Raw genomic sequence first — 14,716 nt, forward strand, 5'->3', positions numbered from 1 at the left:
GGCGCGGTCGTTTCGGCCGCGCCCTTCTTCGTTTCTAGCCGAAGGTGAAGGCGAAGACCTGGACGCCGGGATCGAGGAATTCGATCTCGAAGGTGCGTTCGCGCACCGGCCCCGATTGCCGCACCAGCTGATACAGGCGCTCGCCGTCGATGCGGCCGGCGCCCTGGGCGTCGATGTCCGAGCCGGCGTCAGCGCCGGGGGACCGGCCGTCGATGCGCACCCGGAACTGCGGCGTCGCGCCCGCTGTCGCGGGGGCCATGACCAGATGCAGGTCGCGCGCCTTGAATCGGAAGGCGACCCGACCGCCGGCGGTCTGCAGATCGGCGTGTTCGCGCGTCACGCGCCAGTCGCCGGCCAGGCTCCAGTCGTTCAGGGCCAGCGAGGCGGGCTGATAGGTCTTGACGATGTCGCGGGCCAGGCCGCCGGGCGAGCGGAAGTTCTCGGCGCGCGCATAGCCGACATAGGTTTCGGGCGAGGCGACCTGCGCGAAGTCGGCGGCCATTTCCGCGCCCGCCGTCTTCACCTGAACGGTCGAGGCGTCCACCTGGGCGCCCGCCTCCTTCAGCAGTTGCTGGATCACCCGTTCGGAGCCCTCATAGTCGCCCTCGCCGAAATGGTGATGGCGGATGCGGCCCTGGGCGTCGATGAAATAGTGCGCCGGCCAGTAGTTGTTCCTGAACGCCCGCCAGATGGCGTAGTCGTTGTCCATGGCGACCGGATAGGTCACGCCCAGCCGCTCCACGTTGCGACGCACATTGGCCTGCGACTTCTCGAAGGCGAACTCGGGCGTGTGAACGCCGATCACGACCAGGCCCTGGTCGCGATATTTCTCGGCCCAGGCCTTCACATAGGGGATGGAACGCAGGCAGTTGATGCAGGAGTAGGTCCAGAAGTCGACCACCACCACCTTGCCGCGAAGCTGCTGGGTCGTCAGCGGCGGCGAGTTCAGCCAGGTCGTGGCGCCCGTCAGCGGCGGCATGGTTCCCTCGATAGGCAGGTCGGCCAAGTCGGCCGGCGCCGCGTTGGTCGGAACGCCGGCGCCGATGCGCGTCAGCAGCGCCTGCTCGACCCGCCCCGTGCCCGCCGCCGACACCCGGGTCAGAAGGCCGGTGTCCAGGCCCAGGGCGATGACCGCGACGCCGACCAGGACCAGGGCGCCCAGGCCCCGGCGGATCCATTCGCCCGCGCCCAGCGCCCCCTTCATGGCCCGGAACACCCGGCCGCCGACCAGCAGGGCCAGGGCCAGGGAGGTGGCGGCCCCGGCGGCGTAGGCCAGCAGCAGCGCCGTGGTCCCAACGCCCGCGCCCTGCAAGGCCGCGCCGGTCAGGATCAGCCCCAGGATCGGGCCCGCGCAGGGCGCCCACAACAGGCCCGTGGCCACGCCCAGCAAAAGAGAGGCGCGCACGTCGCCTTCTTCGCCCGTGCGCCGTTCGGCCCTTTCCGTCAGCCAGGAGCCCAGGGAGACGAGGGGGCGCATCAGACGGTCGCCAAGGGCGGGCAGCAGCAGGCTGAGCCCCAGGACGGCCATCACCGCCAGGGCGATCCAGCGGCCGGCTTCGTTGGCGCGCACCGCCCAGCCGCCGCCCAGCGCCGCCAGGGTGGCGACTCCCGCGAAGGTCAGCGCCATCCCGACCAGCAACGGAAAGCCGTTGCGCATGAAGGGCTTGTCGGCGCGGGCGAAGACGAACGGCAGAACGGGCAGGATGCAGGGGCTGACGATGGTCAGGACGCCGGCGAGGTAGGACAACAGGAACAGGATCATCGCGCGCCTTCCAAGGACTATCCGTCTAGATACGAACGGAAGGGCGGATCGGTTACCCCGCGCCGGGCGCGGCGTCCGGCGCGTCCTTCTTCGCCGTCGGCTCCGGCTCGGGCCGGGGCGGCGTGAACGCCTGCGCCAGGCCGTGATAGAGCCTTTGCTTGCAGACCAGGCGCGCGGCCACGTCGGCGACGACGGCGGCGGCGAACAGCGGCAGGATCATGCCGCGATTGGCGGTCATCTCGGAGATGATGACCACCGCCGTCAGGGGCGCGCGCACCACGCCGACGAAATAGGCGATCATGCCCAGCAGCACGATGGCGCTGCGGCTGTCGTCGGGAAACAGGTTCGACATCAGGCCGCCCAGCCCCGCCCCGACCGACAGGGAGGGGGCGAACACCCCGCCTGGCGCGCCCGACAGGCTGGAGGCCAAGGTGGAGACGAACTTCGCGGGCGCGAACCAGAACGGCTGGGCCTCGCCCTCCACCAGCGTCCGCGCCGCTTCGTAGCCGGTGCCCCAGGTCAGGCCGGTCAGCACGCCGATCGCGGCGACGACCAGGCCGCAGACCAGGGCCGTCAACACCGGTCGCCGCCCCAACGGCGAGCCCGCCGCCAGCAGCCGCAGCGATATCCGCGAGAACAGGCCGCCGGCAACCCCGCCCACGACGCCGACCACCAGGGCGATGGGCAGAGCCTTCACGCCGGAAACGACCTCGCGCACCACGCCGAAATAGACGTAGTCGCCCGCCAGGCTCAGCGGCACCAGGCCGGCGATGACCACCGCCGCCATCACCAGCAGGGTCATCCGCTGCTCGTACGCCGAGGCCAGCTCCTCTAGGGCGAAGGCCACGCCCGCGATGGGGGTGTTGAACGCGGCCGCGACGCCCGCCGCGCCGCCGGCGATGATGACCGCGCCGTTGACGGGCACCCTCAGCAGCCGGTGGGTCGCCACCATGATCGAGGCGCCCAACTGCACGGTCGGCCCCTCGCGGCCCACCGAACCCCCGACCAGAAGCGCCCCCAGGGTGGCGAAGGTCTTGAAGGCGCCGGTCCGGATCGACACCAGGCCGCCGGTGCGTCCGTTGTCGACATGGCGCGCCGCGGCGATGATCTGGGGAATGCCCGATCCGCGCGCCAGCGGCGCATAGCGCCGCGTCAGCCAGGCCAGCAGCACGAAGCCCGCCGGGGTGACGATCAGCGGCGCATAGGGCCAGGCCTGGGTCATGCCGGCGAACAGATGCTGCGCCTCGTCCGCGGCGTTGGCGAAGAACCAGGCGAACAGGCCCACCCCGACCGCGCCGCCGCCGGCCGCCAGCCGGCTTTTCCACACGGGACCGATGTGTTCGCGCCAGGCGGCGTGCAGGGCCGCGCGGGTGGGGGAGGCCATTCTTGCTCTTTCGTTCAGCGGGAGCGGTCCGGGCCTAACCCCTCAGGCGGCTCAGGGCAAATGGGAGACCCGTTGCGCGGGCGCCGCCTTCCCCACAGTTTGCCGCCCCATCGCCGGCCGCGGGGGCTAGACTATCGGCTTCCGATCCCCGATTCGCAGAGCCATGACGATCCACGCCCCGCCGCCGGAAGGCGGTCGCATCATCGAAGAGCCGATGGAGACGGCGCTCAGCCGCCGCTATCTGGCCTACGCCCTGTCGACCATCACCAACCGCGCCCTGCCGGACGTGCGCGACGGGTTCAAGCCGGTTCACCGGCGCATCCTCTACGCCATGCACCAGATGCGGCTGAACCCGCAGGCGGCGGCGCGCAAATGCGCCAAGGTCGTCGGCGAGGTGATGGGCGGATACCACCCGCACGGCGACGCCTCGATCTACGAGGCCCTGGTGCGCCTGGCCCAGGACTTCGCCCAGCGTTATCCGCTGGTCGACGGGCAGGGCAACTTCGGCAACATCGACGGCGATAGCGCCGCCGCCATGCGCTACACCGAGTGCAAGCTGACGCCCGCCGCCGTCCTGCTGCTGGACGGGATCGATCAGGACGCCGTCGATTTCCGCGCCACCTACGACGACCAGGACGAGGAACCCGTTGTCCTGCCGGCCGGCTTCCCGAACCTGCTGGCGAACGGCTCGTCGGGCATCGCCGTGGGCATGGCGACGTCGATTCCGCCCCACAACGTCGGCGAATTGCTGGACGCCTGCCAGCTGTTGCTGGACCGGCCCGAGGCGACGACCGAAGACCTGGTGCAGAGGGTTCCGGGGCCGGACTTCCCCACGGGCGGGGTGTCGGTCGAGGGCGCGGCCTCGATCCTCGACGCCTACGAGACCGGTCGCGGCGGGGTGCGGCTGCGCGCGCGCTGGGAGACGGAGGACCTGGGGCGCGGCGTGTGGCGCATCGTCGTCACCGAGATGCCCTACCAGGTGCAGAAGTCCAAGCTGATCGAGGGTCTGGCGGACCTGATCGAACACAAGAAGGCGCCCCTGCTGGGCGATGTGCGCGACGAGTCGGCCGAGGACATCCGCCTGATCCTGGAGCCCAAGAACCGCGCCATCGAGCCCGAGATGCTTATGGAGAGCCTGTTCAAGCTGTCCGATCTGGAGGTCCGCTTCCCCATCAACATGAACGTGCTGGACGCCAGCGGCACCCCGCGCGTCATGGGGCTGAAGGACTGTCTGCGCGCCTTCCTGGACCATCGCCGCGAGGTCCTGAACCGCCGTTCGCAATGGCGCATCGCACGCGTCGAGAAGCGGCTGCACCTGCTGGAAGGCCTGCGGATCGTCTTCCTGAACCTTGACGAGGTCATCCGCATCGTCCGGGAGGAAGAGCAGCCCAAGGCGGTGCTGATCGCGCGCTTCGGCCTGTCGGAGCTTCAGGCCGACTTCATCCTGGACACCCGGCTGCGCCAACTGGCGCGGCTGGAAGAGATGACCATCGAAAAGGAGTTCAAGGAACTCTCCGAGGAACTGGCGCAGCTGAAGGCGCTGACCTCGTCGGAAGGCAAGCAGTGGAAGGCGATCTCCAAGGAGCTGGAGGCCGTGCGCAAGGCGCTGGTCTCGCCGCGCCGCACCACCATCGCCGAGGCGGTGGATGCGTCGGCCTTCGTGGCGCCCGAGGCCTTCATCCCGCGCGAGGCCATCACCGTCATCCTGTCCGAGCGCGGCTGGATCCGCGCCGCCAAGGGCAAGGTCGACGACCCGTCGGAGCTGAAGTTCAAGGAGGGCGACCAACTGGCCTTCCTGGCGCCCGCCTATACGACGGACAAGCTGCTGGTCGGGGCGTCTGACGGACGCATCTTCACCATCGGCGCAGACAAGCTGGCGTCCGGCCGCGGCCATGGCGAGCCGTTGCGCCTGATGATCGACCTGGACGAAAGCGCCCAGATCGTGAACCTGGTGGCGCACCAGCCGGGGGCCAAGCTGCTGATCGCGTCAAAGGCCGGCTACGGCTTCGTGGCGCCCGAGGACGATCTTCTGGCCCAGAAGCGCGGCGGCAAGCAGGTGCTGAACGGAGAGATGCTGGCGATGCTGCGCATCCCGCAATCCCCGGCGGCCGACCACGTCGCCGCCATCGGCGAGAACATCAAGACCCTGATCTTCCCGCTGGCCGAACTGCCCGAGATGGGGCGCGGCAAGGGGGTTAAGCTGCAGAACTTCAAGCAGGGGGGCCTGGCCGACGTCGCCGTGTTCAACGCCGAGGCGGGGCCGGAATGGGTCGACGGCGGCGGCCGTCGTCGCAACTGGCCCGACTGGAAGGACTGGCTGGGCAAGCGCGCCGGCGCCGGACGCCAGGGCCCGCGCGGACTGCGCAAGTTCAGGTAGAGGCGGCGTCGGAGAGGATCAGCGCTCCAGCCGCATCCAGCCCAGAGGGCGCAGCGCCTCCATCGGCCGGAACTCGGCCTTGTAGTTCATCTTCTCGGACCCCTGGACCCAATAGCCCAGGTACACGAAGGGCAGGCCGACCTGCTCCGCCTGACGGACATGGTCCAGGATGGCGAACCGACCCAGGCTGCGTCGATCCATCGTCGGATCGTAGAAGCTGTAGACCATCGACAGGCCGTCGCGCAGCAGGTCGGTCAGGGTTACGGCCGCCAGGTCGCCAGGCCCGCCATCGGTCGACGGCAGGCGGTATTCGATCAGGTGGGTGCGCACGGCCGTGTCCTCGACCATGGCGACATAGTCCAGCCAGCCCATGTCGCTCATGCCGCCCTGCGGATGACGCGCGGTCAGATATCGGCGCAGCAGCTGGAACTGCTCGGTCGTCGCCTCGGCCTCGACCAGATTGCGCGACAGGTCGTCGTTGCGGGCCAGCACCTTGCGCTGGGAGCGGGAGAAGGCGAAGTCGGCCACCGGGATGCGCACGGAAACGCACGCATCGCACGCCTCGCACGCCGGGCGGTAGGCGATGTTCTGGCTGCGGCGAAAGCCCGCGATCGTCAGCTCGTCGTTGACGTGGGCGCCGTCCGAGAAGGGCAGGTTGGCGAACACCTTGCGCTCGGTCTGGCCGGGCAGATACGGGCACGGCGCGACCGAGGTCATGAAGAATCGAAGTTGCCGGGTCGGTACGTGTTGCGTCACGGCCTCAGGTCCGCATCCGATCATGCCAATATTGCGACGATGCAACGTGCATCCCGCGATTTGGCGGCATTCGCCGCCCGGCCGCAAGCGCACGGGCGCCACAGCCGCCGGCGATCACAGCGAGGTGTCCATCGGCAGCACCGGCGCTTCCCGCAGCAGCACGATCGAGATGCGGCGGTTTCCGGCCAGGCTGGGGTCGTCGGGATAGAGCGGATCCGAGCCGGCCTTGCCTGCCACCGAATAGACGCGGTCGGGGTCGACGCCGGCGCCCTGGAGGACCAGACGCGAGGCGTTGGCGCGCGCCGACGACAGGGTCCAGTCGCCGGGGCCGCTGGCGCGGCCCGAGCCGGCGACGGCGCTGGTGTGCCCGGTGATCGAAATCCGGTTCGGCAACTGGTTGATGACCCGCGCCACCGCCCGCAGCAACACCTGGGCGCGCGCGTTCGGCTGGGCCGAGTTGTTGTCGAACATCGACCGGCCTTCCTGGTCGACCAGCTGGATGCGAAGCCCCTCGGGCGTCTGGTCGACGATCAGCTGCTTCGACAGTTCGGCCAGCTCCGGCATGGACTGCATCGCCTGACGCAGGGATTCCGCGGCGCTGGCGAACTGGTCGGCCTCGCGACGGCGCATTTCCGCCTCCAGGGCGGCGTCGCTGGCCGAGGACAGGTTGGAACTGGGGCCGGCCTGGGTGGCGTCGGGCGGCGCCTCGGGCGCCAACTGCTCGATCACGGACATGGAGCCCGAGCTCTTGGGGCCGTCGTCGCCCAGCGCGGTGCCGCCCAGGATGCCGCCCGACCCGGACGTCGTCTCGGACACGCTGGCGGGGGCGAAATATTCCGCAATGCCCTTCTTCTGTTCCGGGTCGGTCGCATTGACCAGCCACATCAGCAGGAAGAAGGCCATCATCGCGGTGACGAAGTCCGCATAGGCGACCTTCCACGCGCCGCCGTGGTGGCCGTGGCCGCCGCCCTTCTTCACCTTCTTGATGAGGATCGGACGATCGCTCACGGACATCGGCACGCACCCCTGAATTCTGCGCCGCATCATGGCGCGGATAAGGGTTAAGGCGTCCTTTCCCTTGCTCGCGCGGGAGGACCGGCCTAGTCCGGCGGCGAACACGGGAGCCTGTCATGAAGATCGCATTCGCCGGCCTGGGGGTCATGGGCGCGCCGATGGCCCGGCATCTGGTCGAGGCCGGTCATCAGGTGGCGGGCTACAATCGCTCTGCGGCCAAGGCGCAGGCCTGGGCGGAAGGGACGGGCGGGCGCTTCGCGGCGACGGTTGTCGAGGCGGCGCAGGGCGCGGATCTGTTCATCCTGTGCGTCGGAAACGACGACGACGTGCGCGCGGTCGTCGCCGAGGCCTTGCCCGTGCTGGCGTCCGGCGCCGTCATCGTCGACCACACGACGACGTCGGCCAGGATCGCGCGCGAGATGGCCCAGCAGGCCGCCGAATTCGGCGTCGCCTTCGTGGACGCCCCCGTCTCCGGCGGGCAGGCGGGGGCCGAAAACGGACAGCTCAGCGTCATGGCCGGCGGCGACGCCGAGGCCCTGGCCAAGGCCGAACCGGCCCTGAAGGCCTATTCCAAGGCGATCCAGCACATGGGGCCGGCGGGCTCGGGCCAGCTGACCAAGATGGTCAACCAGATCGCCATCGCCGGGGTGGTGCAAGGCCTGGCCGAGGCGGTGCACTTCGCCCAGGTCGCGGGCCTGGATACGGACAAGGCCTATGACGCCGTGTCGAAGGGCGCGGCGCAGAGCTGGCAGATGGACAACCGGTGGAAGACGGCGGCGCGGGGCGAGTTCGACTTCGGCTTCGCCGTCGACTGGATGCGCAAGGACCTGGGCCTGGTGCTGGACGAGGCGCGGTCCAACGGCGCGCGCCTGGCCCTGACCGCCCTGGTCGACCAGTTCTACGCCGAGGTCCAGGCGATGGGCGGAAACCGCTGGGACACCTCCAGCCTCAAGGCGCGCCTGCCGGGACCGGACGGCGCCTGAGCCTCAGACCTTGCGCACGAACTCCGCGCGCAGGACCAGGCCCTTGATGGTCGGATGGCGACAGTCGATCTCCTGATCGTCGCCGGTCAGGCGGATCGATCGGATGACGGTCCCGCGCTTCAGCGTCTGGCCCGCGCCCTTGACCGTCAGGTCCTTGATCAGGGTGACGGCGTCGCCGTCGTTCAGTTCGTTGCCGACGGAATCCACCACCTTCGGCGTCGTGGCGGCGGCCTTCTCGGCGGCTTCGGCGGGGCTCAGCCACTCGCCGGTCGCTTCGTCGTACACGTAGTCGTCGCTCACCCTCAGGCTCCCAGAAGCCGCGCCGCCTGGGGCGCGAAATAGGTCAGCACGCCCGCCGCGCCCGCGCGCTTGAAGCCGTGCAGCGTCTCCAGGATCGCGCGATCCTCTTCCAGCCAGCCGTTGGCGATCGAGGCGCGCATCATCGCGTATTCGCCCGACACCTGATAGGCGAAGGTCGGCACGCGGAAGGTCTCCGACACCCGCCGCACGACGTCGAGATAGGGCGTCCCCGGCTTGACCATCACGGCGTCGGCGCCCTCCGACAGGTCCATCGCGACTTCCTTCAGCGCCTCGTCGGCGTTGGCGTAGTCCATCTGATAGGTCTTCTTGTCGCCGGTCAGGGACTTGGACGATCCTACCGCGTCGCGATAAGGCCCGTAGAAGCAGGAGGCGTATTTGGCCGCATAGGCCAGGATCAGCGTGTCCTGGAAGCCGTTGGCCTCCAGCGCCTCGCGCACGGCCTGGATGCGTCCGTCCATCATGTCCGACGGCGCCACGACGTCGGCGCCGGCGTGGGCGTGGATGAAGGCCTGTTCGGCCAGGCGCTCCAGGGTGGCGTCGTTGACGATCCGGCCGTCCTCCATGACCCCGTCGTGGCCGTGGTCGGTGTAGCAGTCCAGCGCCACGTCGGTGATGACGCCGATCTCGGGCGCGGCGTCCTTGATGGCGCGAATGACGTCGGGGATCAGGCCGTCCGGATCGGTCGCGCCCGTCCCGACATTGTCCTTCTCCCCGCCGACGTTGGGAAACAGCGCCACGGCCGGAATGCCCAGGTCGCGCGCCTCGACCGCCGCCCTGGCCGCCGCCTTGGGCGACAGGCGGAAGACGCCGGGCATGGAGGCGACGGGCGCGCGGTCCTCGGCGCCGTCGTGGACGATCAGCGGCCAGATCAGGTCGGCGGGGGTCAGCATCGTCTCCGCGACCAGGCGACGGATCCAGGGACTGGACCGGAGCCGGCGTGGACGGGCCAGCGGGAAGGGGGCGGGTTGGAAGGGGAGCATGGCGGACCTCGAATTCGGGTGCTGGACTAAGCCCGACGCCGCGCCAGTGCAAATCGCGTCTTGCATCGGATCCTTTCCGCGCCGATCTGCTATGCAGGAGAAGGCGCGCGCCGCGCCGGGAGGACAGAGATCATGATCCATCGTCTGGGCGTCGCGGCGGCCGTCGCGCTGGTGGGCGCCGCCCTGTCGGGCTGCATCGTCATCGCCTCCGAGGGGGGAGAGCGGACGGTCGTGACATCGGGCGCGTCGGCGGCCATGCCCGCCCCAGGCCAGTTTCGCGGTCCTCTATCAGGAGGCCGTCGCCGATCCGCGCCGCCCGGCCGAGGAGACCGCGCGCGATCCGCTGCGACATCCGGCCGAGATGCTGGCCTTCGCCCAGGTGGCGCCGGGCGACCGCATCGCCGACATCCGGCCGGGCGCCGGCTACTTCACCCGCCTGTTCGCCGACGTCGCCGGCCCCAACGGCCACGTTTACGCCTTCGTGCCCAACCGCACGGCGGAGCGCGAAAATCCCGGCGCGGACGCCCTGGCCCAGGCCTATCCCAACGTCAGCCGCGTCAACGGCGCGCTGGACGCGATGACGTTCGACGAGCCGCTGGACCTGGTGTTCATGAGCCAGGAGTATCACGACTTCCACATTCCCCGCTTCGAAACGGACGTGGCGCGAATGAACGCGGCGGTGTTCGCGGCGCTGAAGCCGGGCGGCCGCTACGTCGTCATCGACCACCAGGCCGCGCCGGGAACCGGCGTCTCGGCGGTTTCGACGCTGCATCGGATCGAAGGCGACTATCTGCGTCGCGAGGTCGAGGCGGCCGGGTTCGTCTTCGAGGGCGAGAGCCGCGCGGTGGCGAACGCCGCCGACGACCACAGCCTGAATGTGTTCGACGAGGGCATCCGGGGCCGCACCGACCAGTTCGTCTATCGGTTCCGCAAGCCGGGCTGAGCGCCGGTTCAGCGGGCGGTCGGCATTCCCGACCGGCGGCGCGGGTTCTGGGCGACCACCTCCACCCGCGTCACCGAGCCCCGGCCCGATATGCCGGCGGCGGCCGCGACCAGGGCGTTGGACAGGGCGCGCTCGTCCAGCCGCGTCCAGTCGCCCGGCACGGTGAAGGGGGTGCGGTGCGCGGCCTTGACCAGGGCGTCGCGGAAGAAGGCCTCCTTGGGCCGCATCTGCTCCACGGTCTTGCCCGCGCCCAGGTGCAGGCGCAGCGAGACGAAGACGTAGTTGCGCAGCCGCCCGCCCTCGATCACCGGCAGGCCGACGCCGGCGACGCCGAGCGCGGGGGCCTCGGCCGATCCGGCCTTGGGCGAGGAGGCGCGGGCCGGGGCGGCGGCCAGGGCCAGGCCGGCTGCGGCGAAGAGGGCGCGACGGTTCATGGGCCTTTCCATGCCACGTCCGGGTTAGGATTCCCTTTCCGCTCAGCCGTGGGTCCAGCCCGCGCGCGCAAGGGTGATGGGGCGGCCGTCGTAGGTCACGGTCAGGCCCTCTCCGGCGGCGACCTGGCCGATGAGGGTCAGGCGGACCAGCCGGCGCTCGGCCTCGCGGCGCAGCAGGTCCTCGTCGCGCGGGTCGGCGGTGAAGGCGATCTCGTAGTCGTCGCCGCCCGCAGCCAACTCTTCCAGGGACAGTTGCGGGTCGACCCGATCGGCGAACCAGGCCTGGGCCGCGGCGGACAGGGGCAGGACGTTCAGGTTCAGCCGCACCTCGACGCCGCTGGCGCGGGCGATATGGGCCAGGTCGGCGGCCAGGCCGTCCGAGACGTCGATCGCCGCTGTGGCGTGGTCGCGGACCATCTCGGCGAAGTCCAGGCGCGGGACCGGGGTGCGGTAATGGGCGATCAGGGCGTCCAGCCGCTCGGGGTCCAGCGACAGCTCTCCGCGCGCGGCGCGCAGCCCCAGCCGCCCGTCGCCGATATGACCGGTGACGAACACCAGGTCGCCGGGGCGCGCGCCCGAGCGGGGGCGGTTCGGCCCGCCGGCGTCCATCCAAGGGCGGTCAGGGAGAAGGCGGCCGGGCCGGGGGTGGAGACGGTGTCGCCGCCCAGCAGATGCACGCCGAACGTCGCCTGGTCCTCGGCCAGGCCGGCGGCGAAGGCCTGGCGCTCGGGCCAGCCGCAGCGCTCCGACCACTGGCAGGCCAGGAGATAGCCGAAGGGCTCCGCGCCCTTGGCGGCCAAGTCCGACAGGTTCACCCGCAACAGCTTGCGGGCCACGGCGTCCAGCGGGTCGTCGGGCAGGAAATGCACCCCCTCGACGATGGCGTCCTTGGTCAGGACCAGGTCGAAGCCGGGGCGCGAGGGCAGGGCCGCGACGTCGTCGCGCAGGCCCCGCGCCCATTCGGGATGAGCCAGCGGCGCCAGGAGCGTGTCGATGGTCTCGAACTCGCCCGCGACGTCGAGGGCCGGCATCAGGCGCGGGCGTCGCGGGCGACGCCGTCCAGGGCGGCGTTGACGAACCGGGCCTCGGCGTCGTCGAAGAAGGCCTTGGCCAGTTCGACATATTCGTCGATCACCACCTCGCGCGGGGTGTCGGGCTGTTTCAGCAGCTCCCAGGCGCCCGAGCGGAGCAGGGCGCGCAGGGTGGCGTCCAGCCGCTCCAGCCGCCAGTTCGAGGCCAGGCGCGCCTTGATGGCGGCGTCGAGTTCGCGCTGGTTCTCGACCACGCCGCGAACGATCTCGGCGAAATAGGCCTCGTCGGCCTCGGCCAGGGCCTCGCCCTCGATGTCGGCGTCGAAGCGATGGTTGGCGAACTCGGCGATCACCGTCTCCACGCCCTCGCCGGCCAGCTCCATCTGGTACAGGGCCTGGACGGCGGCCAGGCGCGCCACGGTGCGGGCGCGGCGCTGCTTGGAGGTCAACTGCGGCTCGGCGCGCTGTCTTTCGGCCTCGGCCAATTGTTCGAGGACGGACTTCAGGCTGTTCGGTTCGGTCATGCGCCGAGGCCTAAGCGCAACCGACGGCGCAATGCAATGAGGTCGAGGCAGGCTTTCGCCGCGCCGCCGCCCTTGTCGCCTTCGGACAGCCGCGCGCGAGCCCAGGCCTGATCCTCGTCCTCGGTCGTCAGGATGCCGTTGCCGATGGCCAGGCCCTTGACGCCCAGTTGCATGATCCCGGCGGCCGACTGGTCCGAGACGATCTCGAAATGATAGGTCTCGCCGCGGATCACGCAGCCCAGGGCGACAAAGCCGTCGTAACGCGGGGCGGTCGGATAGCGGCCGGCCTCGTCGGCCATGGCGATGGCGGTCGGGATCTCCAGGGCGCCGGGCACGGTGACGACGTCGAAGTCGGCGCCGTGCGCCTTCAGCGTTTCCTTGGCGCCCTCCAGCAGGGCGTCGGCCAGGTCGTCGTAGAAGCGCGCCTCGACGATCAGGATGCGCGGGGCGTCTCTCACTTCTGGTCCTCTCCGTCCATGTCGCGCCAGCCGACGATGCGCAGGCCGTAGCCCTCAAGCGCCGTCGGCTCGGGCCGCGTCGAACTCATCACGATCATGTCGCGAACGCCCAGGTCCAGCAGGATCTGCGCGCCGACCCCGTAGGCCCGCAGCGACCGATCGACCGCCGCCGGCTTGTCCGCGCCCGCCAGCCGCTCGGCCAGCGAGGTCAGCGACGGATCGCGCAGGAAGACGACGACGCCGGCGCCGTCGTGATCGGTGATCTGGCGCAGGGCCTTGGGCACATAGTCCTGGCGCCGCTCGACGTGGCCCAGCATGTCGCAGGCGAAATCGACCTGGTGCATCCGCACCAGGGTCGGCTTGCCCGGTTCGATCCGGCCGTGGACAAGGGCCACATGCTCGGCCCCCTCGATGGTGTTCTTGTAGAGCATCATGCGAAACGGGCCGCCGTGGACGCTCTCGAACGGGGTGTCCATGATGCGTTCGACGAACCGCTCGGTGCGGCGGCGATAGGCGATCAGGTCGGCGATGGTGCCGATCTTCAGCCCGTGCAGCTGGGCGAAGGCGACCAGGTCGGGCATCCGCGCCATCGTGCCGTCGTCCTTGATGATCTCGCAGATCACCCCGGCGGGGGTCAGGCCGGCCATGCGGCTGATGTCCACGGCCGCCTCGGTATGGCCCGCGCGGACCAGGACGCCGCCGTCGCGCGCCACCAGGGGGAAGATGTGGCCGGGCGAGACGATGTCGTCCATGCCCTTGGAGGCGTCGGTGGCGACATGGATGGTGCGCGAGCGGTCCGCCGCCGAGATCCCGGTCGTGACCCCCTCCTTGGCCTCGATCGAGACGGTGAAGGCGGTCTTCATGCTCTCGATTGTCGGCGGCCATCGGCGGCAGGCGCAGCTGCTGGGCGCGCTCGGCCGTCAGGGCCAGACAGACCAGGCCTCGCGCCTGGCGGATCATGAAGTTGATCTGGTCCGGCGTGGCGAACTGGGCCGGGATGATGATGTCGCCCTCGTTCTCGCGGTCCTCGGCGTCCACCAGGATGTAGGGCCGGCCGTTGCGGGCGTCCTCCAGGATGTCCTCGATGGGGCTGATCGGGCTGTCGTTCATATTACTGGCTGCAAGCTGCATCATGCCGTCTCCTGCCACCGCGCGAGGTATCGCGCCAGCATGTCGATCTCCAGATTGACCGGATCGCCCGGATTCAGGCGTCCCAGCGTCGTCGCCTCCCACGTATGCGGGATGATGTTCAGGGAGAAGACGCGGTCCTGGACCGCGTTCACCGTCAGGGACACGCCGTCGACGGTGATGGAGCCCTTGGCGGCGATATAGCGATGCAGCGGGGCGGGGGCCTCGACCTCTATACGGTGCGAGCCGCCCTCAGGCGTGATCGAGACGATCCGGCCCAGCCCGTCCACATGGCCCGAGACGACGTGGCCGCCCATTTCGTCGCCTAGCTTCGCGGCCCGTTCCAGATTGACGCCGTCGCCGGCCTTCCAGGCGCCGAGCGTGGTCTTGGACAGGGTCTCGTTCGACACCTCCACAGCGAACCAGCCGGGGCCTTTTTCCACCACCGTCAGGCAGCAGCCCGCATGGCTGATCGAGGCGCCCAGGTCGATGCCGGCCGTGTCCCAGGCGGTCTCGATCTCGTAGCGGCGGTCGCGCTCGGTCTGGGTGACGTCGCGGACGCGGCCGATGTCGGTGACGATGCCGGTGAACATTACGCTCGGCCCCCTTCGGCCGCGAAAA

The 14,716-nt window shown here is 70.1% G+C and carries 15 protein-coding genes and 1 pseudogene; 3 read left to right on the forward strand and 13 right to left on the reverse strand.

What is annotated here, in order from left to right:
• Window positions 1-34: 34 nt before the first annotated feature.
• Complete coding sequence (locus MU852_RS16740) at window positions 35-1,762, reverse strand: cytochrome c biogenesis protein DipZ (RefSeq protein ID WP_249750496.1); 1,728 nt, start codon at window positions 1,760-1,762, stop codon at window positions 35-37.
• 52 nt (window positions 1,763-1,814) lie between these two features.
• A complete protein-coding gene (locus tag MU852_RS16745; protein WP_249750497.1) occupies window positions 1,815-3,146 on the reverse strand; it encodes a chloride channel protein in 1,332 nt (443 codons plus the stop codon).
• Between the two features lie 163 nt (window positions 3,147-3,309).
• Between MU852_RS16745 and parC the strand changes: the two genes are divergently transcribed.
• Window positions 3,310-5,523: a DNA topoisomerase IV subunit A gene (parC, locus tag MU852_RS16750; RefSeq protein ID WP_249750498.1), complete on the forward strand. Its 2,214-nt coding sequence runs from the start codon at window positions 3,310-3,312 to the stop codon at window positions 5,521-5,523.
• A gap of 18 nt (window positions 5,524-5,541) precedes the next feature.
• Here parC and MU852_RS16755 read toward each other — a convergent pair whose 3' ends face one another.
• Window positions 5,542-6,279 carry an arginyltransferase gene (locus tag MU852_RS16755; RefSeq protein ID WP_249750499.1) on the reverse strand — a complete coding sequence of 246 codons (738 nt, stop codon included), beginning with the start codon at window positions 6,277-6,279 and terminating at the stop codon, window positions 5,542-5,544.
• A gap of 114 nt (window positions 6,280-6,393) precedes the next feature.
• Window positions 6,394-7,293 carry a flagellar motor protein MotB gene (locus MU852_RS16760; RefSeq protein WP_249750500.1) on the reverse strand — a complete coding sequence of 300 codons (900 nt, stop codon included), beginning with the start codon at window positions 7,291-7,293 and terminating at the stop codon, window positions 6,394-6,396.
• A gap of 116 nt (window positions 7,294-7,409) precedes the next feature.
• Between MU852_RS16760 and MU852_RS16765 the strand changes: the two genes are divergently transcribed.
• A complete protein-coding gene (locus tag MU852_RS16765) occupies window positions 7,410-8,276 on the forward strand; it encodes an NAD(P)-dependent oxidoreductase (protein ID WP_249750501.1) in 867 nt (288 codons plus the stop codon).
• Between the two features lie 3 nt (window positions 8,277-8,279).
• On the opposite strand, the gene MU852_RS16770 is transcribed toward MU852_RS16765, so the two are convergent.
• The gene (locus tag MU852_RS16770) at window positions 8,280-8,486 is read right to left on the reverse strand and encodes an alkylphosphonate utilization protein (RefSeq protein WP_249751987.1); all 207 of its coding nucleotides are present in this window, start codon (window positions 8,484-8,486) and stop codon (window positions 8,280-8,282) included.
• A 92-nt stretch (window positions 8,487-8,578) separates the two neighbouring features.
• Window positions 8,579-9,577 (reverse strand): porphobilinogen synthase, encoded by a 999-nt coding sequence (hemB, locus tag MU852_RS16775; RefSeq protein WP_249750502.1) that lies wholly within the window; start codon window positions 9,575-9,577, stop codon window positions 8,579-8,581.
• 361 nt (window positions 9,578-9,938) lie between these two features.
• Here hemB and MU852_RS16780 point away from each other — a divergent pair, with 361 nt between their 5' ends.
• Window positions 9,939-10,520 (forward strand): class I SAM-dependent methyltransferase, encoded by a 582-nt coding sequence (locus MU852_RS16780; protein ID WP_249750503.1) that lies wholly within the window; start codon window positions 9,939-9,941, stop codon window positions 10,518-10,520.
• Between the two features lie 8 nt (window positions 10,521-10,528).
• Here the strand turns inward: MU852_RS16780 and MU852_RS16785 are convergent, their stop codons facing one another.
• The 7 genes and pseudogenes from MU852_RS16785 to MU852_RS16815 all read right to left on the reverse strand — a co-directional run bounded on the left by MU852_RS16785 (window position 10,529) and on the right by MU852_RS16815 (window position 14,688).
• Window positions 10,529-10,954, reverse strand: coding sequence for a hypothetical protein (locus MU852_RS16785; protein WP_249750504.1), 426 nt, complete (start codon window positions 10,952-10,954; stop codon window positions 10,529-10,531).
• 42 nt (window positions 10,955-10,996) lie between these two features.
• On the reverse strand, window positions 10,997-11,509 hold the full coding sequence (locus MU852_RS16790; RefSeq protein ID WP_249750505.1) for a thiamine-phosphate kinase: 513 nt from the start codon (window positions 11,507-11,509) through the stop codon (window positions 10,997-10,999).
• Window positions 11,416-11,985, reverse strand: coding sequence for an AIR synthase related protein (locus tag MU852_RS16795; RefSeq protein WP_249750506.1), 570 nt, complete (start codon window positions 11,983-11,985; stop codon window positions 11,416-11,418). Before MU852_RS16795 ends, MU852_RS16790 begins: the two co-directional genes overlap by 94 nt.
• The gene (nusB, locus tag MU852_RS16800) at window positions 11,985-12,509 is read right to left on the reverse strand and encodes a transcription antitermination factor NusB (RefSeq protein ID WP_249750507.1); all 525 of its coding nucleotides are present in this window, start codon (window positions 12,507-12,509) and stop codon (window positions 11,985-11,987) included. Before nusB ends, MU852_RS16795 begins: the two co-directional genes overlap by 1 nt.
• Entirely contained in the window at window positions 12,506-12,967 is a 462-nt protein-coding gene (gene ribH / locus MU852_RS16805) for a 6,7-dimethyl-8-ribityllumazine synthase (RefSeq protein ID WP_249750508.1), read from the reverse strand. Before ribH ends, nusB begins: the two co-directional genes overlap by 4 nt.
• Window positions 12,964-14,101, reverse strand: a pseudogene (gene ribB / locus MU852_RS16810) (3,4-dihydroxy-2-butanone-4-phosphate synthase). Before ribB ends, ribH begins: the two are co-directional and overlap by 4 nt.
• Window positions 14,098-14,688, reverse strand: coding sequence for a riboflavin synthase (locus MU852_RS16815; RefSeq protein ID WP_249750509.1), 591 nt, complete (start codon window positions 14,686-14,688; stop codon window positions 14,098-14,100). Before MU852_RS16815 ends, ribB begins: the two are co-directional and overlap by 4 nt.
• Between the last annotated feature and the right edge of the window lie 28 nt (window positions 14,689-14,716).

Source organism: Brevundimonas albigilva (genome assembly GCF_023503965.1).
In the GTDB taxonomy this organism is placed as follows: domain Bacteria; phylum Pseudomonadota; class Alphaproteobacteria; order Caulobacterales; family Caulobacteraceae; genus Brevundimonas; species Brevundimonas albigilva.